The organism is Pseudarthrobacter sp. BIM B-2242 (genome assembly GCF_014764445.1).
Classification (GTDB): Bacteria; Actinomycetota; Actinomycetes; order Actinomycetales; family Micrococcaceae; genus Arthrobacter; species Arthrobacter luteus_A.
Window position 1 is genome coordinate 2,719,861 of record NZ_CP061721.1, and the last position, 24,632, is coordinate 2,744,492.

The 24,632-nt window shown below is 60.3% G+C and carries 14 protein-coding genes and 1 pseudogene; 7 read left to right on the forward strand and 8 right to left on the reverse strand.

All coding sequences use genetic code 11. The annotated features are described in order from the left end of the window. Positions 1 to 145 precede the first annotated feature (145 nt). Positions 146 to 2,125: a DUF6541 family protein gene (locus IDT60_RS12530; RefSeq protein ID WP_191079306.1), complete on the forward strand. Its 1,980-nt coding sequence runs from the start codon at positions 146 to 148 to the stop codon at positions 2,123 to 2,125. A gap of 388 nt (positions 2,126 to 2,513) precedes the next feature. Here the strand turns inward: IDT60_RS12530 and IDT60_RS23255 are convergent. Continuing rightward, a pseudogene (locus IDT60_RS23255) lies at positions 2,514 to 3,418 on the reverse strand (ISL3 family transposase); the annotation flags it as partial. 102 nt (positions 3,419 to 3,520) lie between these two features. On the opposite strand from IDT60_RS23255, the gene istA reads away from it, so the two are divergent. Continuing rightward, entirely contained in the window at positions 3,521 to 4,765 is a 1,245-nt protein-coding gene (gene istA, locus IDT60_RS12540; RefSeq protein WP_223883710.1) for an IS21 family transposase, read from the forward strand. After that, complete coding sequence (gene istB, locus IDT60_RS12545) at positions 4,762 to 5,520, forward strand: IS21-like element helper ATPase IstB (RefSeq protein ID WP_191079308.1); 759 nt, start codon at positions 4,762 to 4,764, stop codon at positions 5,518 to 5,520. The genes istA and istB overlap by 4 nt, the downstream gene beginning before the upstream one ends. A gap of 667 nt (positions 5,521 to 6,187) precedes the next feature. Here istB and IDT60_RS12550 read toward each other — a convergent pair. Next, a complete protein-coding gene (locus IDT60_RS12550; RefSeq protein WP_164198872.1) occupies positions 6,188 to 8,284 on the reverse strand; it encodes an acyltransferase family protein in 2,097 nt (698 codons plus the stop codon). Positions 8,285 to 8,617: 333 nt separating this feature from the next. Here IDT60_RS12550 and IDT60_RS12555 point away from each other — a divergent pair, with 333 nt between their 5' ends. After that, a complete protein-coding gene (locus IDT60_RS12555; RefSeq protein ID WP_164198870.1) occupies positions 8,618 to 9,751 on the forward strand; it encodes a polysaccharide pyruvyl transferase family protein in 1,134 nt (377 codons plus the stop codon). Positions 9,752 to 9,812: 61 nt separating this feature from the next. Here IDT60_RS12555 and IDT60_RS12560 read toward each other — a convergent pair whose 3' ends face one another. Genes IDT60_RS12560 through glf form a run of 5 tightly spaced genes read right to left on the reverse strand, consistent with a single transcriptional unit; the run spans position 9,813 to position 15,156 of the window. Next, positions 9,813 to 10,715: a glycosyltransferase family 2 protein gene (locus IDT60_RS12560; RefSeq protein ID WP_208786564.1), complete on the reverse strand. Its 903-nt coding sequence runs from the start codon at positions 10,713 to 10,715 to the stop codon at positions 9,813 to 9,815. Further along, positions 10,712 to 12,337, reverse strand: coding sequence for a glycosyltransferase (locus IDT60_RS12565; protein ID WP_164198866.1), 1,626 nt, complete (start codon positions 12,335 to 12,337; stop codon positions 10,712 to 10,714). Before IDT60_RS12565 ends, IDT60_RS12560 begins: the two co-directional genes overlap by 4 nt. 40 nt (positions 12,338 to 12,377) lie before the next feature. Further along, on the reverse strand, positions 12,378 to 13,106 hold the full coding sequence (locus tag IDT60_RS12570; protein ID WP_164198864.1) for an ABC transporter ATP-binding protein: 729 nt from the start codon (positions 13,104 to 13,106) through the stop codon (positions 12,378 to 12,380). Beyond that, the gene (locus IDT60_RS12575; protein WP_164198861.1) at positions 13,106 to 13,972 is read right to left on the reverse strand and encodes an ABC transporter permease; all 867 of its coding nucleotides are present in this window, start codon (positions 13,970 to 13,972) and stop codon (positions 13,106 to 13,108) included. The genes IDT60_RS12570 and IDT60_RS12575 overlap by 1 nt, the downstream gene beginning before the upstream one ends. After that, positions 13,969 to 15,156 (reverse strand): UDP-galactopyranose mutase, encoded by a 1,188-nt coding sequence (gene glf / locus IDT60_RS12580; protein ID WP_164198859.1) that lies wholly within the window; start codon positions 15,154 to 15,156, stop codon positions 13,969 to 13,971. Before glf ends, IDT60_RS12575 begins: the two co-directional genes overlap by 4 nt. A 245-nt stretch (positions 15,157 to 15,401) precedes the next feature. Between glf and IDT60_RS23565 the strand changes: the two genes are divergently transcribed. The 3 genes from IDT60_RS23565 (at position 15,402) to IDT60_RS12595 (ending at position 23,073) form a co-directional block, all read left to right on the forward strand. Further along, a complete protein-coding gene (locus IDT60_RS23565; RefSeq protein WP_370590685.1) occupies positions 15,402 to 19,613 on the forward strand; it encodes an FtsK/SpoIIIE domain-containing protein in 4,212 nt (1,403 codons plus the stop codon). Positions 19,614 to 20,118: 505 nt separating this feature from the next. Continuing rightward, the gene (locus tag IDT60_RS12590) at positions 20,119 to 20,367 is read left to right on the forward strand and encodes a WhiB family transcriptional regulator (protein ID WP_003804966.1); all 249 of its coding nucleotides are present in this window, start codon (positions 20,119 to 20,121) and stop codon (positions 20,365 to 20,367) included. A gap of 792 nt (positions 20,368 to 21,159) precedes the next feature. Continuing rightward, complete coding sequence (locus IDT60_RS12595; protein WP_191079309.1) at positions 21,160 to 23,073, forward strand: S-layer homology domain-containing protein; 1,914 nt, start codon at positions 21,160 to 21,162, stop codon at positions 23,071 to 23,073. A gap of 89 nt (positions 23,074 to 23,162) precedes the next feature. Here IDT60_RS12595 and IDT60_RS12600 read toward each other — a convergent pair whose 3' ends face one another. Continuing rightward, a complete protein-coding gene (locus IDT60_RS12600; RefSeq protein ID WP_191079310.1) occupies positions 23,163 to 24,632 on the reverse strand; it encodes a sensor histidine kinase in 1,470 nt (489 codons plus the stop codon).

A 24,632-nucleotide genomic window follows, 5' to 3' on the forward strand; every position in this document is an offset into this window, starting at 1 on the left:
TGGACGAAGGCATACGCCGTGCAGAAAACAGAGTGGCCACGCGCGGCTATTGCTGCCGTTCTGTCTGCATTGCGGCACGACACGACTTTAGGCCGGCCGCTGGTGACCAATTAGCCAAACGTAAACGAACGGGGACTTACTCTCTATGACCTGGTGGAACGTCCTGCCCGAAATGGCGGCGGCTCTTGCTCTCGTCTTTGCGCCGGGCTTGATCCTTGCATATTGCATTGGTGTTAGAGGGCTGGGGCTGGTTGGGCTTGCGCCCCTGCTGACGGTTGCCATCTTTGGAGTAGCTGGCATCGCCGCAGGATTCACGGGAATCCCCTGGAACCTTCTGCCGGTTACCTTGACCACCCTCGGAGCGTCCGTCGTGGCCTGGACCCTGTCCAGGTTTCTCTGGAAAACCTCTGCTGCTCCGGTAGAGAAGGTCTCGTTCCACGTCGTGGCTGGGGCAGCACTTGGCACGGCGTTCGGCGCATTTTTCGTCGGTCGCCGAATGCTCCAGGTCATAGGTAGCCCGGAAAACTTTGCGCAACGATTCGACAATGTCTTCCACCTCAACGCTATCCAGTACATCAACCAGACGGGCAATGCGTCTTCGCTTACCCTCGGAAACATGGTGGGTGCCGAGGGTGGTAGCGCCCTGTACCCATCGGCATGGCACAGTATCGCGGCCCTGATTGCACAGGTCTCCGGGTCAAGCGTCGTCATCTCTGAAAACGTTCTTAACATTGTCATCGCCGCAATCATCTGGCCCACTGCGTTGATGTTCCTCGTGCGGACGATTGTTGGCTGGCGACCAATCGCGCTCGCTTTGGCCGGGGCGTTTAGCGCGGGTTATGCGGCGTTTCCAATTTCCATCATGGATTTTGGCCCCCTCTACCCCAATATCCTTGCGTATGCCATCCTGCCTGCCGCCACTGCGGTCCTGGTTCAACTCTGCAATTTGGGGGCCACCCATGGCACCAACAGATCAACCCTGTGGATGATTCTCGTCGTGGCCATTCCTGGTCTAGCTTTATCTCAGACCAATGGACTGCTCGCACTGGTAGCGTTTGCTCTTCCAATGGGACTGGCGGCTGCGTGGACGCAATGGCTAAGAGTCCGGAGTGCTGGCGCCCACGGCTTAGCGTTCTACAAGCTTGCGGCTGGAACCGGGGTTGGCCTCCTGGCCTTCGTCGTATTCTGGAAACTCCTGCGACCCCTAGCTGAGTACGACGGGTGGGCCCCCTTCACGACTCAGGCAGGCGCCGTTGGCGAGGCTGTCGTTAACGGTGCAATAGGCCGGCCCCCTGCCTGGGTCGTATCGATCCTCGCGCTAATCGGAATCCACCGAGTACTGCGCAACTACGCTAAGCCATGGATCTTTTTCTGCTGGCTTGTGCCAGTGGTCCTTTACGTCACCACGGCATCAACGCCTAAAGGCTTCTGGCGGAGCCTTCTCACGGGCGGCTGGTATCAGGACAGCTACCGACTGGCGGCGCTTCTTCCCATATTCTCAGTAGTCCTAGCGGTTATTGGCAGCCTGTTCCTCTGGGATGCAATAAGGCCTCGTCTGAAGCCCGGAGCAAACCGCCTAGCGGAATCAATACGCGCCAAGTACCCGACGGCCGTTCTAGGCGCGTGCGCGGGGCTCTTTGTCTTGGCATTGGCCGCTGCTTCACAATATGGAACCATGGGGCTAATTACCAAGGAAGCCAGCGCCGCCTACATCATGGATTCAACAGCACCGATCGTCGATTCCGACGAGCTCGCAGTAATCAATCGCCTATCACGGACAGTACCGGCGGGTGACGTCATCGCGGTCAATCCCTGGAACGGAGGGGCACTAGCATATGCACTGTCCGGAAAGAACGTCACAAATTACCACATGTTTACTGCCGATGATCCCGATCGAAAGAAGATCGAGAAAGAGATTGGCCTGGCTCATCCAGACTCCGATGTTTGTGAAATTGTAAAAGAGCGCCGCGTCAAATACATTTTGGACTTCGGAAAGAAGTACTTGGCCAATTCTGCGGCCGCAAATGACTATCCCGGCCTCGTAGACGTGAAAGATTCGGCGTCCGTTGAACTCGTCGACGTCCAAGGCGATGCACGATTGCTACGCGTCGTTTCTTGCGGCTAGCAAGGACGGCTTTCCACATCACGCTGAGGACGCGGTTCGACGCGCAGAATCCAACGTGCCGCAGCATCCCCAGTAGGATCGTCAGCACTGAGAAGGACAGCGCCGAGACCGCGACGCATGGTTCGTTTGGACGGCATCGGACAGAATTTACGGACTGACCGCTTCTGAGCAGCAGCAGGTTCAGAGGCGCGAAGCTCAGGGGACAGCCCACTAATAAGGCCCATTTAGCTCCAGTAGGAATGAACCCCGTGCAACTCGACACCGAGGATGCTCTATGAGTGATCATGGCCATTGACCGCCGTCGGCGGGCCTAGAGCCGGGATGGCACCAAGCCCCAAGCAAGACGGTCTTTTGCTGGCTCTTCCACTTTTAGCGTGGCGGCAGGTGTTCAGCCGGCTTGTTGGGCTGCTGTATACAACACTAGCCGGAGCCTGTAATGGTCATGGTTCCGGTATCCGCGTGCCGCGCGCTTCAGATTCTTCGCACTGAGGTTCGCCGCCTCGCTGCGGGCGTTTGTGACCCGTGTCCGGCAGAACGTGAGCAGTTCCCTGCGCCACATCTTCAGTGTCAGAAACAGGGATTTTACCTCCACCATCCTGGTTGCTTTCACCGCGAGTTCGAGTTCGTCCCAGGCGCGGTGGAACGCATCGACGTGATGGTCCTCAGCAGTTGGCGGACGTGTTCTTTGATCCCCGAGACGACGCCGAGTTCGATGTCGGAGGCGATGATTTCCTGCATCCGTCCGCGCTGGGCGCCGGACACGTTTTCCTGGTTGCACGTCTGCAGCTTCCGGTACTTCCAGACCGGATCCGTGGCCCTGCCGCGCCGGCCATGCAGATCGTGGGCACGGCGCCGCCGGACCTCGGTGACCTTCTGGTTCGCCCGCGCCACCACATGCCAGTGATCGACGGTGGTCGCTGCCTTGGGCAGGGCCTTGCGGACGGCCCGGCGGAACTCGGCGGACATATCCATCGCCACCAGTTCCACCCTGTTCCGCCACCAGCGCGGCCGGGCCTCGATCCAGTCCCGCACCGCACGGCCGCAGCGGCCATCCACAACATCCAAGATGTCCCCGGTATCCAGGTCGGTGAACACGATCGACCAGGGCTCCACTCGCGTGATCTTGCCGGCGTCATCCGTCAGATATCTGACCTGCCGGAAGCGGTGTTCATCCACGCCCAGCCGGCGGACGAGTCTTCGGTCCACGCCCCCGTCCAGGACGGCCCTGTCAGCGGTGACTCGCATGACTGTAGTCCATGACACGCCGGCAGCTGTAGCGACCCGGGAGACGGCTGCAGCTTGGTGGACAGCCCGGTGACAATGCCAGTGTTAACGCCAGCCGAAGATAGGGCCAGGAACGCCAACTGAAAATAGGGCCATCGACCATTATGGAAGGTGATCAATTTGGATGATTGGGCGGAGATAGGCCACCTGTTTTCGACGGGTAAGCACTCGAAGCGGGAGATCGGCAGGATCGTGGGGGTTTCCCGCGGAACGGTGGATCGGGCGCTGGAGTCGGACCGGGCGCCGAAGTATCAGCGGGCATCCGGAGTCTCGACTTTCGACGCGTTTGCCCCCAGGGTGCGGGAGCTGTTGGTGAAGACGCCGACGAGGCCGGCTGCGACGCTGGCGGAGCGGGTGGGCTGGTCCGGTTCCCCGTCGTTGTTCCAGGCCAAGGTGGCCGCGATCCGGCCTGAGTACGCCGTGCCGGACCCGGCTGATCGTTTGGTCCATGAACCGGGCTTCCAGGTCCAATGTGATCTGTGGTTCCCGCACGAGCCGCTGCCCGTCGGCGAGGGCCAGTCGGACACGCCGCCGATGCTGGTGATGATGTCAGCGTACTCCGGTTTCATCCAGGCGCGGATGTTGCCGTCGCGGACGACGCCGGACCTTCTGGGCGGGATGTGGACTCTGCTGCGGGACGCGCAGGCCGTCCCGTCGCGGCTGTTGTGGGACAACGAGTCCGGCATCGGCAGGCGCAAACCGACAGAGCCGGTGGCCGCGTTCGCCGGCTCCCTGGGATTGGAGATCAAGCTACTTCCGCCGCGGGATCCGGAGTCCAAGGGCATGGTCGAGCGGATGAACAGGTTCTTCCGACAGCGCTTCATGCCGGGCCGGGATTTCCGCTCACCCGCGGATTTCAACGACCAGTTGGAGGACTGGCTGCCCAAGGCCAATCACCGGTACTCCCGGTCCCGTCACGGACGCCCGGACGAGCTGATCGTCCTGGACCGAGAGAGGATGCGGGAACTGCCGCGGGTGTCCCCGGAGGCGTTGTTCCTCAACGCGGTGCGCCTGCCCCGGGATTACTACGTGCGGGTGTTTTCCAACGACTATTCGGTGGACCCCTCGTTCATCGGCCGGATCGTTGATGTCGTCGCTGACCTGGACACCATCTGGGTCACCCATGACGGGGTCATCATCGCCACCCACGTCCGAGCATGGGCCCGGCACCTGGTGGTGACCGATCCCGCCCATGTGGCCCGTGCGGCAGTGATGCGCCGGGACTTCCGGACCCAGCGAGTGCACCGCCCCGAACCCGAGGAAGCAGTGGAAGTGAGGGATTTGGCCGCCTACGACGAGATCTTCGGCATCGACCTGAGCAATCAGCCGGACCTGGTTCTGGAGGTGGCGTCATGACCGGGACAGCATCACAAATCGAGTACTACGCCCGGGCCCTGCGCGCACCGCGGATCAGCGACGGGTTCCGGCGCCTCGGGTACCAGGCCAGGGACGCCGGCTGGTCCCATGAAGAGTACCTGGCCGCGGTCCTCTCCCGGGAAGTCGCCGAACGCGAAGCCTCCGGAGCGGCGACACGGATCAAGGCAGCGGGGTTCCCGGCCCACAAGGACCTGGAGGATTTCAACTTTGATCACCAGCCCTCCGCGGACCGAAACCTCATCGCGCATCTGGGCACCGGGGTGTTCCTCTCCGAGGCCAAAAACGTGGTCCTGCTCGGACCTTCAGGCACCGGCAAAACCCACCTCGCGGTCGGCATCGGTATCAAGGCCGCCAAGGCCGGGCACCGGGTTCTCTTCGACTCGGCCACCGGTTGGGTCGCCCGGCTCCAGGAGGCCCACTCCCGCGGGAAACTCACCCAGGAACTGGTCAAACTCCGCCGCTATGGATTACTCATAGTCGATGAAGTCGGCTATATCCCGTTCGATCAGGACGCCGCGAACCTGTTCTTCCAGCTCGTCTCCAGCCGCTACGAACACGCCTCCATGATCCTGACGTACAACCTCCCATTCGCCCGCTGGGGCGACGTCTTCGGAGACCTGACCATTGCCTCAGCCATGATCGACCGTATCGTCCACCACGCCGACGTCATCAGCCTCAAAGGCAACAGCTACCGGCTCAAGAAGCACCAACCCGACGCCAGTACGGCACAATAGAACAACAACCCCGTGGCCCCGTTTTCAATTGGCACTAATGGCCCTATTTTCGGTTGGCGTTAACAGCCAGCCATCAGCCTGCTGGTCAGCCGGGGCCGCCACGGAATTTCATCGGTGGTCTGTGACCGCCGCAGACACTCCGATTCCAGGCGCGCCACCCGCCGCTTCCGGGCATGGACCTCCTCCGGCGCCCCGGCCGCACTGGACGTCCCGGAGGTGATGGACTGGGCGGCCTAGACCCTGCAAGACAGGGCGCCGCAGGCCGGGCAGGCGCCTACCCGTTCGACGGGCTCGACCAGCATATTGCGGATGTCGCCGGAACGCTCGGCAGAGAGCACAACATGGCCCTCCAAATTAATCAGAATCGACGCGGCATCTCACGTCTGCGTGACCTCCAACGAGGCAACAACGCCTATGCTCGCAGGGCTAAGAGCCCCTTCGTTTGAAGACACCACGCTAAGAGTTGATGAGCCCTTTGGCTGGATTCGGCTTTGACTACTCGGACCAGGCGAGCGAGCCCGGCCAAGAGCACGCTTGGCAGCCATGCGACAAGATGCGGGCAGGATCTCCAAAAAGCCAGCGGGCAAAGCCCATTGGCGGCACCCGACAGGCGTTGGCTCTTAGTGAAGCACGCGGACAACGTGCGACGGGACTTTCGTAGACTCTTCTACAGCTGGGCCTCGATCATAGGGCGGAGCAGCCGGCTGAATTCCTTGTTTAGATGATTGGCATCGTAGTAAACCACCACGCCACCGATGGCACCGTAACAGCTATTTGAGTCACAGAAGTAGTCCGTCAAATCAACTAAAGTCAACGACTCACTCTCATATGTCCTGGCCGCAGATACCATTGGGTCTTCCGGAGCAGCGATCCGGCGGGCCACTGCACACTCCGCTGGATTATCCACATGGAGCTGTACGCAGTCGGCAGACCTAACATCAACGTTTAGGGGCGGGTCCGCCAGAACCACCACCCTGCTGCCACCAACTGTCCAAGTGTCCCAAACGGCTCGGAAGCCCTCAGCGTATTGCTCGGTCGGGGACCTTCCCGAGCCATCGTCGACCAACTCGTTGCGAGCGAAAGACGAGGTGAAGACGTATTCAGGCTGGTCTGCGGCGACAGTGGCGACCATGGCACGGCTCCAGGACCTGCACTCGTTAATGCTGGTCTCGTCCCCAGCTGATCCGTAACCCATGTAAGAAACAGCTGCTGGCGGGCAGCCGCCAAGGTAGCTGATCTTCAGAATCCACTTGTTGCTCTTTGCAAGATCCAGCATTGGAGCCTGCCATTGTTGGGCATGGGAGTCGCCCACCAGCCATACAGTCGTCGGATTTTCAGCGCCCTTAGAAAAGTCGCAAAATTTTGTTGTCTTCTTGTCACCGACGAGGAGAATGTCTTGATGATCTCCACATTCAGGTGGTGTCGAATAGTAGTTATTGGCATCGCTCATGGTTGAAACAAGAGGCTTACCGAATTTATCGTCACAGTCCTCAGGCCGATCCATCGCTCGAGGACCGTAACAAGGCGATGACCTTTGTTCAAAAGTGATTCGTTCAGCTTCGGCAGCACGGGCTTGCTGGGCCTGCCCAACGCCTGCCCCTGCTGCGGCGATGACAGCCATACTCACTAGCATCCAAGCGATCGTCTTAAGGGCGGGTCTGGACTTCGGCTTAAACTGTATGCCTTTGTCTTCGACCCATAGCTTCGTCCCCCAAGCTAACAACACAGAAACGATAAGCAACAAAACCTTGCTAGGAGTCTGCAGTTCAGCACCAAGCGCAAAAGGACCTAACACTATTAGCGGCCAGTGCCACAGATATAGCGAATACGAGATATTGCCAACAAATTGCACCGCCGGCAACGACGTGGCCCTGCTGAGCCACTGAGGTTCTCGTCTCATTCCGCCAGCGATAACCATCGCCGTACCAACGACGGGCACGAGGGCAGCAGTGCCCGGAAACGGAGTCTGAGGGTTGAAGGCAATTCCGCTGCCTGCTATAGCGATTAACCCAACGATAGAAGCAACGTTAGCGGTCAAACCGTTTAGTCGTATACGTGGAGCAATCAACGCCAACCCGGCACCGATGCCGAATTCCCAAAGCCGCACGGGTGTGTAGAAGTAAGCTTCGTGCCGACCGGCATTTGCGAGGTAAGAAGACAGAACCAGTGATCCGACGGTCATCGCCGCAATACCGTAAACCATTGCAGTACGCCGGTTGATTCCAATCCGCCCGGCCAACGCTGCAAACGCAACCAGAACGAGGGGCCAAGCGAGATAGAACTGTTCCTCCACGGATAATGACCAAAAGTGCTGGGCTACGGTGGCCGAATTTGTTGAGGCAGAATAGTCGACGGCGTTAGCGGCAAGCAGCCAGTTCTCTACGTAGAAGGCACTGGCAACGGTCTGCAGTGCGGTGTCGCCCCATCTTGAAAAGGGAAGAACGAACACCGCTGCGACCAAGGAGATAATCAGAACTAAGAGAGCAGCAGGAAGGAGCCGACGAATGCGTTTCGAGTAGAAAGCTGCAAAGTTGAGCTGTCCGGTTGAGAAAATCTCCTTGGACAGATGAGTCGTGATAAGAAACCCCGATATGACAAAGAAGACATCCACACCAACATAGCCGCCTGTTAGGCGGCCAGGCCAAAGGTGCCCGAGCACAACCAGCACGACCGCCAGGGCGCGAAGCGCCTGTATGTCCGCTCTAAAGCCATTCCGATTCTTATGCGGCGCCGATGTTCGGACCTCGGTCGGACGGATTTTCACCGAACCATCCTCGTGAAGAACTGCTCGACTGATTGACACGCTTACTCTTGCTCCTCGGGGTTCTGCACTCACTGGTTCGGGCCCGCGACAGACTATGCCACCAGTCACCGCGCTCCAAGCCAAATCCTGTTTAATGGCTGGAAGTACCATCATGTACGGGCCATATATCCCAAAGGCCCGACGGCCAATGATACCGGGAACCTAGGTACTAGGCATTTCCAGCTCCAAACGCTCGGCCCTCAGTTGGCGCCAATGATTCTGCTGTGGCGTCTTCAACCCCCGACGCCGGGTCCGGAATCAGGTAGTGAAACTAGAAGGTGTTAACCTTGGCCGATGACTGAAAACCTCTACCTCGTTGCTTCCGGAGGGAATCCTAACTACGGCGATGAACTGATCGTGGCCTCTTGGCTGCGATTTCTGGCCCGCGTCCGACCCGATGCCACTGTTTGGCTGGACTGCCCTCAGCCGGGTACCGCAAGCGCCCTGTTCGCTGGAATCCATCCCGGGTTCCACGCCACCAACACCCTCTGGCGTTCTTGCGCAGAAGCCCCCGACCAGTCTGCCCAGGCCGTATGGGAGCATGTGGACAATGCAGTAACCCGCGGCGGTACGCCAATGTATGACGTCGGGCTCATGGCGTTGGGGCAGGCGGATTCGATCCATCTTCTGGGCGGGGGCTACGTGAACGGGGTTTGGCCGGACCACGTGGGGCTGGTCGCGGGAATGGCCGCGGCGCAAAGGCTGAACGGATGCAGGCTCGCAGGTTCTGGGCTCGGCCTCATGCCGCTACCTGAGAACGCGGAACAATTAGCAAAGACTTTTGGGGACTTCTCGGACGTCACCGTCCGCGACGACGCCAGTGCAGAATTCCTTGGCTTAGAAACGGGACTGGACGATGTCTTCCTGGGCATTCTCCATGAGCTACGACGGAGCGCTGAGTCCCCCCTCGTTCAGTCCCGTGCCAAAGACGTGATGCTTTGCATCCAGAGCGATATGACCGACGCAGATACCTTCTCACGGCTCAGGGACAAACTGCGGGTAGTTGTCGAAAACTCTATGGCCGCAGGCCTCTCTGTCGGTTACGCGGAGGCAATCCCGGGCTCCGATCGGAGGATGTTTGACGCCCTTGGCGGGATCATCCCGGAAGAGAACTTCGTCCCGTTTACGCAGGTCTGGAACGATGGCTTGCCTGTCCGCCGGGGACAACAGTGGTACACCACCAGGTTTCATCCGCACATGGTTGCTGCGGCCGCGGGGGCGAAGGGCGTGGCCATCGGCATCCTCGACGACTACTACGACATCAAGCATCGCTCGCTACTGGATCTGGGTTCCGGCTGGACCTACGCGTCCGCAAGCAGCCACAACGAACTTCCTGAACCCACCGGCTCCCCGGAATTCGAAGCTACCGCGGCCCGGTTGGCGAGCAGGAAGAGAACGGAAGCCCTGGCATTGTATCCGGTCCGCTGAGAGGCTGGCATGAGAAGGGGGAGGCCATGGCCTCCCCCTTCTGTCTACGGTGAAAAAATTCTTATCGAACAGTACGGGCCATCTTCGGTTTTGGATCGAACTTGATGCCTGCAAGGATGCGTTTTGCAACCCTGAGCTGCAGGCGGCGCCCTACCCCGCCCCTAATCATCCATGCAAAGGTTGTGATCACGAACCTCATCCAAGCCAGCTTGTCATCGTGGTGCCACCGGTACGACGATTCGTTGCGCGCACCATAGAAAAACTTCCAGGCGTTCCCTGGATTCAGGTCGCCGAAGTTAACGCCGCGGTTCGTTGGCATGTCGTGAGTGACAAGGCTGTCCAGAATCTGAACACCAGGTCCATCAGCACTAATGCGAAGCGTGTATTCCATATCGTCGAACCAGATGAAGTAATCCACCAACGGCAGTCCGAATTTTGCGATGGACCGGCGAGGAATCAGTACCGACACGAACGAGCAGTTGGTGATCAGGACAGCCTGCTGGCCTTTAGCGATTAGCCGTCCCCAGTCCCACGTGGCGCCAGCGTTGTTCATTTCGCAGATTGAGCCGTCGGTGTAGCGGACCAGGGAGCAGCTGTACGGCACGTTGCGCCCCAGTTCCTGCTCGGCTTCAGCATGGCCACTCAGAAGCCTTTCAAGAGCCGTTTCATCCGTGTAGCAATCGTCGTCCATGATCCACACCCAGTCGGCGCCGCGCTCGTAAGCGCGTTCCATGCCCGCCGAAAAACCGCCTGCTCCGCCGGTGTTGGAATCCAAACGAACGATCTCCACCCGGGGATCGTCGTCGTACACGGACAACAGCTGTGGGGTTGAATCCGTGCTCGCGTTGTCGATCACGATAAGGCGGTCCACGGGCCGCGTCTGGGCCAGAATAGAGTCGAGCACCCTTCCGAGCTTGTCAACCCGGTTATATGTGACTACTACGGCTGCGACCTGCTCGGTCATGCTTTCCATCCTTCGTAAAGTTCTGTGGTCCAGGTCCGTGCGTCGGGAAGTTCCTTCAGCGCAGCAATCTTCTGCCTTTGTTCTTCTACGATCTGCTCGCGTAGCTCGTCTGACGCCATGATCGCCTTCGTGCGCTCCACGGCTTCCTTGATAAACGCCAGCGGTTGCCTCGGCACCAGCGCCCGGGCGGAAACCAAAGAAGCTTGGGAACCGACATCGGTAGAGAGGACGGCGACGTCGTGGGCTGTCGCCTCGAACGTCGTCAGGGTGAGTCCCTCATTATCTGAGGAAATAACGAGAAGGTCCGATTCAGCAAGCGTTTCGTCTACGGAATGCGGTGGCTGGCGCAGTTCAAGGTGATCCGTCAGCCCATATTTCGCGACAAGTTGCGCGGTCTCCTTTTCCAAAGTGCCGGAGCCGTGGAGGATGAACCGGATGTCCTGGTCCGTGGAGCGCTTCAGCTGCGCTGCGTAGCGCAGAAACAGATACGGGCGCTTCTGCTGGCTGAGACGCCCGACGAAGGACACCGTGAAGGGGCGTCCCGGTTCCTTCTCAACTTTCGCGGCGGCAGAGATTTCGTTCAGCCCGTAGAGCGGAGCGAGTGAAACCTTTGCCTTCGGAACATCGCGCTGCAGGACCATATAATCCCTCAGCTGCGGCGAGATGACGTGGTGCATGTCTATTGCATTCGACAGCTTGACCGCTACTTCAACAAATCCGCCGGTCCGCCACTCGATGATATGTAACGAGTCGACCGTCCTGATCCGAGGATCCATGGCCTTGAACCATGGAAGGCGGTGATACAACCAGCCATTGTGGTGGACATGAATGCCTTGAACGGAGAAGTGCGTCAGCAGTGCCAGCAACAGAGCGGACTCTTCTTCGGCGGAAATAGGCAGATTTACCGGCAGGACAAGCGCCCCATCCAGTTCAGGCCGAACGATCCACGGGTGGGCTGACTCGCGGTCAGTTAGAACGATGGGCAGAAAGCCGGCTTCGCGGGCCAACGCGATGGTTTCGATGGCCCATCGCTCTGCACCACCCATCTCAAGCCAGTGCAGCCCAAAGATGATCGCCGGCACCCCTTGCTGAGACGGGCCGAGAGACGGCGTCGTCGATTCCAGAGGAGCCATACGGTGCGGACGGCGGAAAGGGGTAACGCGCTTTTCGTAGTAGTCAGTAAGTCCTTGGCGCAGCGCGTCGAATGCGATCGGTGCACCAAATCGGGCAACCCGCAATACTTTGGCTTTCCGGCCAGGGCGGTCGTAAAAGTTTGTTCCGCCCTCTGAGCTTTCTCCACCCAAGTCCAGGACCAAGGGAATGATCTGCGAATCGGCTGACACCGGTGCTGGGAGTGTGCTTTTGACGCCCACTGCGCAAACGACGGTACGGTTAGGCTCCCACTCGTGCTGGTGGCACGCGTATCCGGTCAGGCGAGGAAACTCGCCGTCCGGTGCGCGGAGGACAATGACCTTGAACTCACGGCCAGGCTGTATCAGCGAGTGATAGTTCAACCCGCCAACGAGGAGTCCGAGCTCCCTGTCCGAGAGCCGGCCTTCGCCACCGGCGAGGCCGGAGCCGCCGTCGTCGATTGTTTCAAAGAGCTTATGGGCATTGTTCATCAGGATCCCCCGTCGCAAATCACGTTCATGTGCTTCTCCATTAGCCTTCTCGCAAGAGGCGGACCGCATCTTCGATGGGGCCATCGGCAATCTTGATGCCCTTTTGGAGCACCACGCCACGGTCACAGACCTTGCTAACCATGTCCAGATCGTGGCTGACGACTACCAACGTGGTTCCCGTCTCCCGGAGCTCCTGGATCCGTGCCAGGCACTTCTTCTGGAAAGGCTCATCACCAACCGAGAGGATCTCATCGATCAGGAAGACGTCAGGCTTGGTGTGAACCGCGACAGAGAAGGCCAGGCGCAGAAACATTCCGGAAGAGTAGAACTTCACTTCGGTGTCGATGAACTTTCCGATTTCGGAGAACTCAACGATCTCATCGAACCTGTCGGCCGTTTCCTGCTCTGTCATCCCCAGGATCACACCATTGAGGTAGACGTTTTCCCTGCCTGTCAGATCCGGGTGGAAACCCGCTCCGACCTCGATGAGGCCCGCAACTTTTCCGCGGGTACGGATACTGCCCGTGTCAGAACTCATCACGCCGGAAATGAGCTTCAGCAGCGTTGATTTGCCCGAGCCGTTGAACCCCAGCAAAGCAACGGATTCCCCGGAGTCCACCTTGACGTCGACTCCGTCGAGCGCCATAAAGGTTGACGACAGATCACCCCGGCGGCCCTTAAACAGCCATACAACCGTTTCCTTCAGGGACCGCGTGTGGCGGAGGTTGAACCGTTTTGAAACATTCTCAACGACAATAGCTTCCGGCATTACAGCTCCTGCGCAAATCTGCCCTCAAGGCGTCGGAATACGGACTGCCCCAAGGCCAGGATCAACAAGGAAATAACCAGGCCCACCGGCAGCCAGATGGAAAGAAGGTTGTCCGGCAAGCGGGCACCCTCCGGCGCCATCCTGACGGCTGCCGTCGGTGACCAGAAAGCGGCGTGAAAGAGTTCCACCGCAATGGTCATCGGATTCAGCTGGTAAAAGAAGTAGAACGTTTCCCCAAGCGTGTCCCGGACCAAGTACCAGGCGTAGAGAACCGGGGAGAGCCATGTAGCCATCATCAGCATGAGGTCAACGATGTTCTCTGAGTCGCGGAACATCACATTTGCGGCTGCAAACAGCAGTCCGAGGCCAAGCGACAGAATGGTGACCATAACAAATGCCCCTACCGCGCCAATCAGCTGATTCACGCTGGGCGTCCAGCCGAAGAAGAAGCACGCGGCCAGCAAAATCAGGAACTGAGGCAGGAAATGCACTATGGCGACCCAGACCGATGCAACCGGAAACAATTCGCGGGGAAGGTAGATCTTCTTCACCAAGGCGCCATTGGCAACAACGGAACGTGTCGCCTGCCCGAACGCTTCGGAGAAGAAATTCACCAGGATAATCCCGGAGAACATGTAAATGACGAAGTTCGGCTGCTTGTTGAGCCCCAGGAAGACTCCCAGTGCGAAATAGAAGACCACGAACTGCACAGCCGGCCGCACGTAGGACCAGAGCAGGCCAAGAAAGGAACTTCGGTACCTGACCTTGAGTTCTTTTCGGACGATAAGGCGAAGCAAACCGCGACGGCGAATGACGTCAAGGAGCCCGCCGCCGTTGTCGGGGGCGGCAAGTAGCTCACCACTCATACGTCCACGCCTCCGCTTTCGATCTTGGCGCCACCCTCGAAATGCGGGCGGATTTGGTTGTCGAACATCGTCAATGCCGAGCCGATAGCCATATGCATGTCGAGGTACTTGTAGGTACCGAGGCGCCCACCAAACAGAACGTCCTTCTCCGCCGCCGCAAGATCACGGTACTTGAGCAGCCGTTCCCGGTCTGCAGAGGTATTGATGGGGTAATACGGTTCGTCGCCCTTTTCAGCCGCGCGGGAAAATTCGCGCATAATGACGGTCTTTTCTGTCTGGTATTCACGTTCTGGGTGGAAGTGGCGCGGTTCGATGATGCGCGTGTAGGCCACGTCGGCGTCGTTGTAATTGACCACGGACGTCCCCTGAAAGTCGCCGACGTCGAGAACTTCTTCTTCGAAGTCGATGGTCCGCCAAGAAAGGTCGCCTTCGGCAAAGTCGAAGTAACGGTCAACGGGGCCGGTATAAATCACCGGGATACTGCCGACAACTTTGTTCTTGCTGTACTCGTGCGACTCGTCGAAGAAGTCGGTGTTCAGGCGAACTTCGATGTTCGGGTGTTCCGCCATTTTTTCGATCCAGGCCGTGTAGCCGTTCGTCGGCAGGCCCTCGTACTTGTCGTTGAAGTAGCGGTTGTCGTAGTTGTACCGCACCGGGAGGCGGGAGATGATGCCTGCGGGCAAGTCCTTGGGATCGGTCTGCCACTGCTTGCCGGTGTAGTGCTTGATGAACGCCTCGTACAGCGGCCGGCCGATCAGCTGGATGCCCTTGTCGTTCAGGTTCTGCGGATCGGTACCGGCGAGTTCGCCCGCCTGCTCCTGGATCAACGCTTGTGCCTGGCCCGGCGTCAGATTTGCACGGAAAAACTGGTTGATAGTCGCCAAGTTGATGGGAAGCGAGTAGACCTCGCCCTTGTGCACGCCGTAGACCTTGTGGACGTAGTTGGTGAAGCTGGTAAAGCGGTTCACATACTCCCAGACACGCTCGTTGGAAGTGTGAAACAGGTGTGCTCCGTAGCGGTGCACTTCGATGCCCGTCTGCTCTTCCTTTTCGCTATACGCGTTGCCACCAATGTGGTGCCGGCGGTCGAGGACAACCACCTTCAAGCCGAGTTCGGTAGCGGCCTGTTCTGCGATTGTCAGGCCGAAAAAGCCAGACCCTACGATGACGAGGTCAGCGGTCACAAAATCTCCTGGTTCGAATGCGGGCAGCCCAATGGTGCGCATTGTCTGCGGAACCAGCGTACCCGAGACACCCTTGTGACCTACTAATCCGCCAGCACCTCCCTTATCCACATACGTCAGCCATCCCACGACATCTGCCCGTGCCCCGTCTAGCTTTGAAACAAGCTAAACGTAAGGACTTTCGCATCATGCTGCTGCACTGCACGCTCGTTCGGAGCCTGTGCGCGGCCCTTCAGGAACCGCTCGTGGAGCTGACCATCGATGGTCCTGCGGGGGCCTCCGGCGCCGACCTGCAGGAGTCGCTGGCCGCCAGGTTCGGGACCGGTAAGGTGTCGATTGATGGGCACGAGGTGAGATCACTCACGCTTGGGGAACCTCCGCTGGTCAACGGTGCCGTTCTCGTCGATACTCCGGTGGTGGCCCGCAGATCCAGGCAGCGAACCCCTGAACTGCCGGCCTCGCTGGGCCTCGCAGTCCATAGCGGTGCCGGCGCGGGCCTGGTTGTTCCGCTTCGGCGGGGAAGTTACACCATTGGCCGCAGCAATGCCGACATCGTCATCCGCGACGCCGACCTGTCGCGGGCCCACGCACTCCTGGTGGTCGCGGAGACGGCCATCACGATAGAGGACCTGGACAGTGCCAACGGCACAGAAGTGGACGGCGTGCGCCAGAGGAACGCTGTCATCACAACGAGTTCCACCATCCGATGCGGCAACTCAACGATGTCGCTCGTGTTTCTGGAACCCGGAAACCACCTGGACGACGCAGGCACGGATGTCCACGAGCCCCTGGTCGTTCACCGGCGCGATGACCCCACAAACCGAGCGGCACTCCTGTTGACGGCTGTCCTGCCGGTGATAATCGGCGTTGGTCTTGCGGTGGTGACTGGAGTATGGATGTTCCTTGCTTTTACCGCTGTCTCGGCTGTCTCCGTTCTGGTGCAACTGGTCGGCGGACGCCGGCAACGCCGTGACCTCGCTGCGGCTGTCGGTTCCGCCGTCATGGAAGACCAGAAACGACGACGGCGGGCAGCTCCGCCGCTGTCCGCCCTAACCATTGGCGGTGCCACGGGAATGGACCTTTCTTCCCGGGCTACAGATAAAGGTATCTGGTTGCGCTTGGGCCAGGGCATTCAGACGGCCAATCTCAAATTCGACCCGCCCTATCCGGGCCGGGCCATCCCATCAGGCGGGTTGCTGCCTGTCACGCTTGACCCCGGACAGCTCCTCACCACCATTCGGGGCCCGCGCAATGCTGTTGAGGGTCTGGTGCGTTCACTCATAATGCAAATTGCAGCCTACCCACAGGGCCGGGGAACGAGCCTCGTGATCCACGGACCTGTGGACCAGCTGCCCCTCGCTGCCCGTTTCCTGAACGGAGTGACTCTTTCCAGCCGTCCCTACAACACCCATGACCAAATCAAGCGCGGCCACAAGTCCTCCTACGGGCACGGGGTGCTGATTCTCCTTAACGGGCAAGAGGACACAGAGGCACTCATGGAGGTTGCCCGTGAACATCGTTGGCAAGTGATCAATTTTCCGGGCGGCGGCGAAGACCAGACACCTGCGGATGTCGATCTCGGCGTGCGAAGCTCCTGTTTCCGTACAGCCGGGGAAACCCTCATGTTCGTGCCGGATCTGGCCCCCGTTGATGTCTTCACCAGCTTTTGCCGCCGCCGGGTCCGTGACAAACACACTCTTGGAGAAGCCCTGGATGGCATTCCACTTTCTTGTCGCCTGAATGACTTACTTCCAAGTTCCACCGCCGAGACAACCCGACGATGGATGGCGAACAGGAGGCAACCCGGACTGCCCGTTCCGGTCGGGCTGGGTCCTGAGCACCCACAAATGCTGGATCTGCAAACGGATGGGCCGCATCTGCTGGTGGCCGGCACCACGGGTGCAGGCAAATCCGAACTCCTACGCGGACTTACCATTGCCCTGGCTTTGAGCTACGAGCCGGCGCGAATCAATTTCCTTTTTGTGGATTTCAAAGGCGGCTCTGGTCTTGGGCCACTGACAGGACTTCCACATTGTGCAGGCATGCTCACCGACCTCAGTAACCACGAACTGGGACGGTACCTGCAGTCGCTCCGCGCTGAAATCAGATTCAGGGAAGAAGTCCTCGCGGCGGTACAGGCCCCCGACCTTGCGTCCTACAGGACAACTCCCGAGGGCCAATCGCTACCGCTCCCCCATCTCGTGGTTGTCATCGATGAATTCCGCATGCTCGTCGAAGATGCTCCCGAAGCGCTCCATGAACTCATGAGGATCGCGGCGATTGGCCGTTCTTTGGGGATTCACCTCATCATGGCAACGCAACGGCCCCAAGGCGCATTAACTCCTGACATCCGTGCCAATGTGACTACAAGCATCGCTTTGCGCGTCCAGTCCGAGATGGAGTCGATGGACGTTATCAACTCCAAAGCCGCCGCCGGGATAAGAGTGGACACGCCGGGTCGGGCCTACCTGGCGCGTGGAACCGAAGCGCCGGTCGAATTTCAGGCCAGTTCCCTCACCGCCGGGGCTATTGCGTCAGAACCCCCGGAGCTCTCCATCCACCTGGCCGCGGACTACATAGATGCCCTCCCCGAGACAGGTGAAAACGAGTCGGTAGGCCTTGCACCGACGCCGACCCTGGCAGCCACGCCGCTGATCGCATCCATGGCCGGGCTGTGGGAATCCATGAACGGCGCCCCTGTCCGGAAACCGGTCGCGGACCCACTCCCCTGCATTCTGACCCACCCTTCTGCAATGCCAGACAAATGTTCCGGTCTCCCGGACGGGTGGAAGATCAGACTCGGTCTGATGGACCTGCCTTGGGAACAGAGGACTGCTCCGCTCGTCTGGGAGCCCGCGGCGCACGGACACCTGGGCTTTGTCGGCGGACCGCAATCGGGCGTAGCTGACGCGATCGGGCTGGCAGTGGGCGGCCTGGCGACCCACCGGCGGGAATCTCACTTGTACATCCTTGATCCCGACAGCTCGTTCACGGTGCTGGAATCACACGGCCGGGTGGGTTCCAGGGCCGGGTTGCACGAGCTTCGCCGCGCTGTCCGTATCCTGGAGCGACTCGCACAGGAGCTGTCGCACCGTCTGGCCGGTCCGGCCACCATTACCACACCGCTCGTACTGGTAATCGCCGGTTGGGGTTCCTGGACATCTGCTTTTAGGTCCGGGCCACTTGCCTGGGCGGAGGATTTGGTTCACGATCTGGTCCGTGACGGGGGCAGGGCCGGTATCACGGTGGTCATTTCCGGCCAGCGGGAACTTGTCACTGCAAGGTTCTTCGCCGCTATTCCCAGCCGCGTGTACTTCCCCACTGGTTCAAGCGAAGAGAGCCGGATCGGCTGGCCGAAAGTGCCTGCCACTGCACCTGTGGTTGGTCGGGGCGTGGCAAGTGGCGCACTCTCGGCTGGGACAACGACGGTCTGCCAGTTCTATACGGGCACCGGTACACAGTCTGTTGGGATGACGTCCGGTCAGGGGGAATCGTCGAGCCCTGTCATCCGGCCCTTCCGTGTTGACCCACTGCCCGCTGTAGCTCCCGCAGAACAGATTTTGGATACGACTCCTTCACCAGGCGGGAGCATCGCGACCCGACTGCCAGAAGGCATTACAGGAGCGATGAAACATACAACGCGCCGCCTTTGGATAGGAGTCGGCGGTGACGAACTCAAACCAGTCTCGATCCGCATACCTGCGGGCGGCGTCCTGGCTGTGCTGGGCGGGCCGTCATCGGGAAAGTCCTCTTTCCTCCGGCTGTTGCCGCGCCTCAACCCTGATGCAGGACCATGGCTCCAACCGGAACCGGACATTGATTCCGCGGCGTACTGGTCGGAAGTTCTTGGCCAGGCAACTGCCGGTAGCCTGCATGGAGGGTCCGTGGCCTTGGTGGACAATGCCGATCTGTTGCCCCACGACGTGAACCGCAATCTTGCCGATCTCAACGCCCTAGGAACCACTGTGGTCATGACTGCCTGCTACAGCCAGGCACTCGCCCAAAGAGTCCCGCTGGCCCTCCAAGCACGCAATCTGGGCACCGGCCTGCTAATCGGCCCGCGTACTTTCCTGGATGGCGAGCTATTTGGGGTGCGGTTCGAGGTGGAACCCAATCCACCCCCGGGGCGGGGCATACTTGTCCAGGATGGCCGCCCCTTGGCAGTCCAGCTGGGGTGGGCACCACCCGACGATCCGCTGCGTAGGCTACAGGGCTGGCGGCAACCCACCGGTCCTGGATGCGTAGCTGATAACACGCTTGTCGAAGAGAAGAACGATGGCGGTCAAGGCCGGCAGGAGAAGGGCAAGTCCGGGCACTACAACGCCGCCGGAAAGGGTGGGGAATCCGATGGTCAGGACGAACAATTGCGCGACCAGGGCGGCGGCCCGTGTCCACCTGCGCCCACGAAAAAGGAAGTGCGCCACCGAATAGAGCCAGACAGAGAAAGCCAGCAGTAGTCCCAAGGTGAAAACCGCACCCCAAAAGGAAAGCACTGGTGCCCCTGTCACCAGTTCGTAGCCGTACCACGACGCAGCTACCAAAAGGGCAGTTGCCTCCGCGGCCACAATGAGAGAGATCACAAGGATTCCACGCGGGCGCACCGAAGCGGAAGGTGCACCTGCGTCGGTGCCGGCCGCCGTACCGGCTGCCGGGCCAGGGCTCGGGGAAGTACCACCGGCGGGCTCATCCTCGGGCTGCGGATCTGAAGGGTTTTGGGGGGCTCTTGACACACTGGCACCCTACCGGACATAGTCGGACAGTGGTGGGGGTCGGCAACACGGATGTGATGTATCGCTCAGGAATCCGGGGATTTCAAGCTGTATTACCCCTTGTTTACACAGCGTTAACATGACAATCTTGATGAAGATGACCGATGGGGCCCCTCAGGGCCCCTTTCCTTTGTAGACCCTAGTGAATAATTTCACAAACGGGCCCTTCCCAGAATTGGAGCAACTGATAAGCATGGATTGGCGTAACCGCGCAGCGTGCCTCGACAAGGACCCGGAACTGTTCTTCCCCGTCGGAAACACAGGGCCTGCCCTCCTTCAGATCGAGGAAGCAAAAAGCGTTTGCCGCCGCTGCCCGGTTGTTGACACTTGCCTCCAGTGGGCCTTGGAGTCCGGCCAGGACGCCGGCGTCTGGGGCGGCATGAGCGAAGACGAGCGCCGCGCCCTCAAGCGCCGCGCCGCAAGGGCACGCCGCGCCTCCTAGCCCAGGCGCCAGCGCAAAACAAACAGCATAAACGAATTCCTCAAAGCTATGGCTGCGACCCTTTCCGGGTCGCAGCCATAGCTTTTTCACCCATTGTCTTGGGCCGCTTCCCGCTCCGGAGATCAACTGGATGGTTGTAGTTCGGTGAAAGGGACCATTTCGCGCCCCCGTGAAATACACGGGATCGACTGACTGTAGGCACGTCGGTCCGGTTGCAGGCACTACCCGCCCGGCCGCGGATCCTTGTCACGTTTACTACTTGTTTCATCTTCTTAGTACTCAGGCTCAGAGTCGCCGCCTACGCGCCCTAAATTATCGGCTACCTGTCTTTTCATCCATTCAACATTCGGGTACCCAGCCCGCTTGATGGGCCATTTTCGCCATGCCACTCTGGTTCTGAAAGCCGGATCATCCAGCAGCGCACTGCAGCCTGGTCCCGCCGCGAAAAGCACCAATGCCGTTAGTGGGGGAAATGGAAAGCATCGTGGGGACAACGCCTGAATTATTACAGCCAATTACTTTTCGCCTCTTTGGAGTAATTGAAGCCCGGCACAGCAAGGTCCAGCAGAGCGCCAAGAGCGGCGCCCTCACAACTCCCAACCGAGGCAACGTGCCGGGCCTGGAAGCTAGGCCTGAGCACCACGAACGTGCCCCCAGCCCAGCTGATGCTCAGCGGCGAAAGCGGCATCGAACCGCAACACGTCGCACACGTTCGAACATCTCAGAGCCCTTGCGCACCCTTCCGCGATGTCACCCGGCGCCGTCGGCCACCGAAAAAGAACGGAGTAACTCATGACCATAACCAGATCCCGCTCGGCGCGGTGGCGCGCCAAGCTCGTGACCATCGGGGTGGTGGCGCCTGCCCTGACCGCCGCGCTGCTGACGCCTGGCGTGGCTAACGCGGCGATAGACAATCCGGCCCCGACGCCATTGGTGTCCTTCACTTTCGACGACGGCGGCCTCAGCGCGCTGACACAGGCCGCGCCGACACTTAAGAAACACGGGCTCACCGGCACGAATTACATCGTCACCGACTGCGTCGGTTTGACGTCTCTTCCCAATACCTGCCGCGCCGACGCGGACGTACCCTATATGTCGTGGGACCAGATCCTGGAGTTGCAGAACTCTTACGGGTGGGAGATCGGGTCACACACCGTGTCCCACCAATGCCTCGTGAGCGTCGGCAACGACTGCCAGGCCAACAAACTGACGCCCGCCCAGGTGGACGCCGAACTGGCAAACAGCAAAGCTGCCCTGGCCGCGCGCGGCATCAACGCGACCGCGTTCGCACCGCCTTACGGCGATTACGACATGTCAGTGGTGGCCCAGGTTGCCAAGTACTACAGCTCCATGCGCGGCTTCGCGGACACCGGTAACAACGTCTGGCCGCTCGGCGACTACCTGCTGCACAACGTGCCTGTCCAGGAGGTGACCACGCCGGTCTCCGCGTTGAAGGTAAAGGTTGACGAGGCGATCAGGGACAAGAAGTGGGTGGTGTTCACCTTCCACGACATCCGGCCGAATCCAAGCCAGGACCCGGACTACTACCAGTACGGAACCGCCGAGCTTGATGAGCTCGCCGCGTACGTCAAGACCAAGGTGGCGGCTGGCGAGATCAAGAATGTTAATGTCAGCCAGGGCCTGGTCACGGGTTCGCCGAACATGATGCCGAACCCCACGTTCAATAATGGGCTCGGGGACGGCTGGCGGACCGACTCCGTGACTTCCATCGCAGCCGATTCGGGAAATAACGGCAGCTACCCGGACTCCACCAATTCCATCAAGCTCGTTTCCGGCGCGACCCCGACCCATCTGTTCTCGCCGCTGGTCAGCGTCTCCCCGACGACGACCTATCTGTTCAAGGCCTTCCTCAATGTGGCTGCGATCACGACCGGTACTGTCACGTTCTACGTCGACGAGTACGACACGTCCGGCGCCTGGATTTCGGGTCAGTTCAAAAAGGTGGAGGATTCGCGGTGGGTGGAAGCCATGAACTTCTCCTACACACCGACATCGGCCAATGTTGCCAAGGCGAGCCTGCAGGTCGCCGTAGAGGGCACCGGCATTACCGCCTATGTGGACAACGTGCAGATGCTGGCCCCGGGCTACCTTCCGCCAACGGTCTCGCCCTTCGCGGACGTGGCTACGACCCATGACTTCTACAAGCAGATTGCGTGGCTGGCGGAGAAGGGCATTTCCCGGGGCTGGACTGAGAATGGAGTGGTGACCTTCCGTCCGGCAGAGAAAATCAACCGTGACCAGATGGCAGCGTTCCTCTACCGGATGAGCGGCACGACCGACGCCCAGTACACGCCGCCAGCGGTCTCGCCGTTCGCGGACGTGGCTACCAACCATGACTTCTACAGGCAGATTGCGTGGCTGGCGGAGAAGGGCATCTCGAAGGGCTGGACTGAGAATGGAGTAGTGACCTTCCGTCCGGCAGAGCAGATCAACCGTGACCAAATGGCAGCCTTCCTCTACCGGATGAGCGGCACGACCGACGCCCAGTACACGCCGCCAGCGGTCTCGCCGTTCGCGGACGTGGCTACCAACCATGACTTCTACAGGCAGATTGCGTGGCTGGCGGAGAAGGGCATCTCGAAGGGCTGGACTGAGAATGGAGTAGTGACCTTCCGTCCGGCAGAGCAGATCAACCGTGACCAAATGGCAGCCTTCCTCTACCGGATGAGTAACCCGGAAGGATAGCAGCCCCAACAAACGCACGATATGAAAAACAAAATGCGGGCCCGGAGCATCCGGGCCCGCCTTTTGCTCACTAACCGGCTCAGCCAGCCCTACCGCGCCGTCAGGCTGAGGCGGATCTGCACAGCCGTTCCGCCTTCGTCGCGGGGGTGCCACTGGATGGTACCGCCGAGCTCGCTGGTCACGAGCGTCCGGACGATCTGCAAGCCAAGGCCCTCAACATGGGGCGTATCCGGCAGTCCCACGCCATCGTCGGCAATGGTGACCGTCAGCAGTTCCTCACCGTCTTCTTCCTCGGACCGGTCCGCGATGAGCCAGACGGTGCCCGCGCGCCCCGCCAGGCCGTGCTCGACGGCGTTGGTCACCAGCTCGTTGATGACCAGTGCCAGCGGGGTGGCGAAGTCACTGGGCAGTTCCCCGAAGAGGCCCGACCGCTCGGTCTTGACCTGCTGCGAGGGTGATGCCACCTCGGCGGACAGCCTGAACTGACGGCCAATGAGCTCATCGAAGTCAACACTCTGCGCCAAGCCCTGGGACAGGGTCTCGTGAACCAGGGCGATGGTGGCCACCCGCCGCATCGCCTGTTCCAGCCCCTGTTTGGCCTCATCGCTGACCATCCGCCGGGACTGCATCCGCAGGAGGGCGGCCACGGTCTGAAGGTTGTTTTTCACGCGGTGGTGGATCTCGCGGATGGTGGCGTCCTTGGTGACGAGCTCCATCTCCCGGCGCCGCAGTTCCGAAACGTCACGGCACAGCACCAGTGCGCCGAAGCGCTGCTGCTCATCCCGCAGCGGAATTGCCCGCAGGGACAGGCTCACGCCGCGGGATTCAATCTCACTGCGCCACGGCATCCGTCCCGTGACCACCAGCGGCAGCGTCTCGTCCACCAGGCGCCGGTCCTTCAGCAGCCCGGCAGTGACTTCGGCCAACGACCTGCCTTCCAGCGACTCGCCGTCGCCGAGCCGCCGGAAAGCGGAGACCCCGTTAGGGCTTGCGTACTGCACAATCCCCTCGGCATCAAGCCTGATGAGCCCGTCCCCCACACGCGGCGCACCGCGGCGCGAGCCGGTGGGCGACGCGAAGTCGGGCCACAGCCCCAGGGTTCCCATTCGCAGCAGATCGTAGGCGCACTGCCGGTAGGTCAGCTCCAGCCGCGACGGCATCCTTGAACTGGACAGGTCCATGTGCGTGGTCACCACAGCTAGCGTCCGGCCGTTGCGGACCATCGGCACAGCCTCCACCCGCAGGGCCATGTCCGAGCTCCAGTTCGTCTCACTGGACCGTTCGATGGACCGGCTCGCCCACGCCTTATCCACCAGCGGCTGCAGGTCCTGCCGGATCGGTTCGCCCACAAAGTCACCGTGGAAAACGGTGTGCGTTGTGGAGGGCCTGACGTGGGCCAGCGCAACATAGCCGTGATCCGGGTGCGGGAACCACAAGGCCAGGTCAGCGAACGCAAGGTCCGCCACCATCTGCCAGTCGCCCACCAGGAGGTGCAGCCATTCGGCATCGCCCGGCCCAAAATCAGCGTGTTCCCTGATGGGGTCCGTAAAGATTGCCAC

Excerpts from the sequence above, each read along its gene's own strand:
- istB (WP_191079308.1), top strand. The coding sequence starts at position 4,762 with ATGACCGGGACAGCATCACAAATCGAGTACTACGCCCGGGCCCTGCGC.
- IDT60_RS12570 (WP_164198864.1), bottom strand. The coding sequence starts at position 13,106 with ATGCCGGAAGCTATTGTCGTTGAGAATGTTTCAAAACGGTTCAACCTC.
- IDT60_RS12555 (WP_164198870.1), top strand. The coding sequence starts at position 8,618 with ATGACTGAAAACCTCTACCTCGTTGCTTCCGGAGGGAATCCTAACTAC.
- IDT60_RS12560 (WP_208786564.1), bottom strand. The coding sequence starts at position 10,715 with ATGACCGAGCAGGTCGCAGCCGTAGTAGTCACATATAACCGGGTTGAC.
- IDT60_RS12595 (WP_191079309.1), top strand. The coding sequence starts at position 21,160 with ATGACCATAACCAGATCCCGCTCGGCGCGGTGGCGCGCCAAGCTCGTG.
- IDT60_RS12575 (WP_164198861.1), bottom strand. The coding sequence starts at position 13,972 with ATGAGTGGTGAGCTACTTGCCGCCCCCGACAACGGCGGCGGGCTCCTT.
- IDT60_RS12530 (WP_191079306.1), top strand. The coding sequence starts at position 146 with ATGACCTGGTGGAACGTCCTGCCCGAAATGGCGGCGGCTCTTGCTCTC.
- IDT60_RS12590 (WP_003804966.1), top strand. The coding sequence starts at position 20,119 with ATGGATTGGCGTAACCGCGCAGCGTGCCTCGACAAGGACCCGGAACTG.
- IDT60_RS12565 (WP_164198866.1), bottom strand. The coding sequence starts at position 12,337 with ATGAACAATGCCCATAAGCTCTTTGAAACAATCGACGACGGCGGCTCC.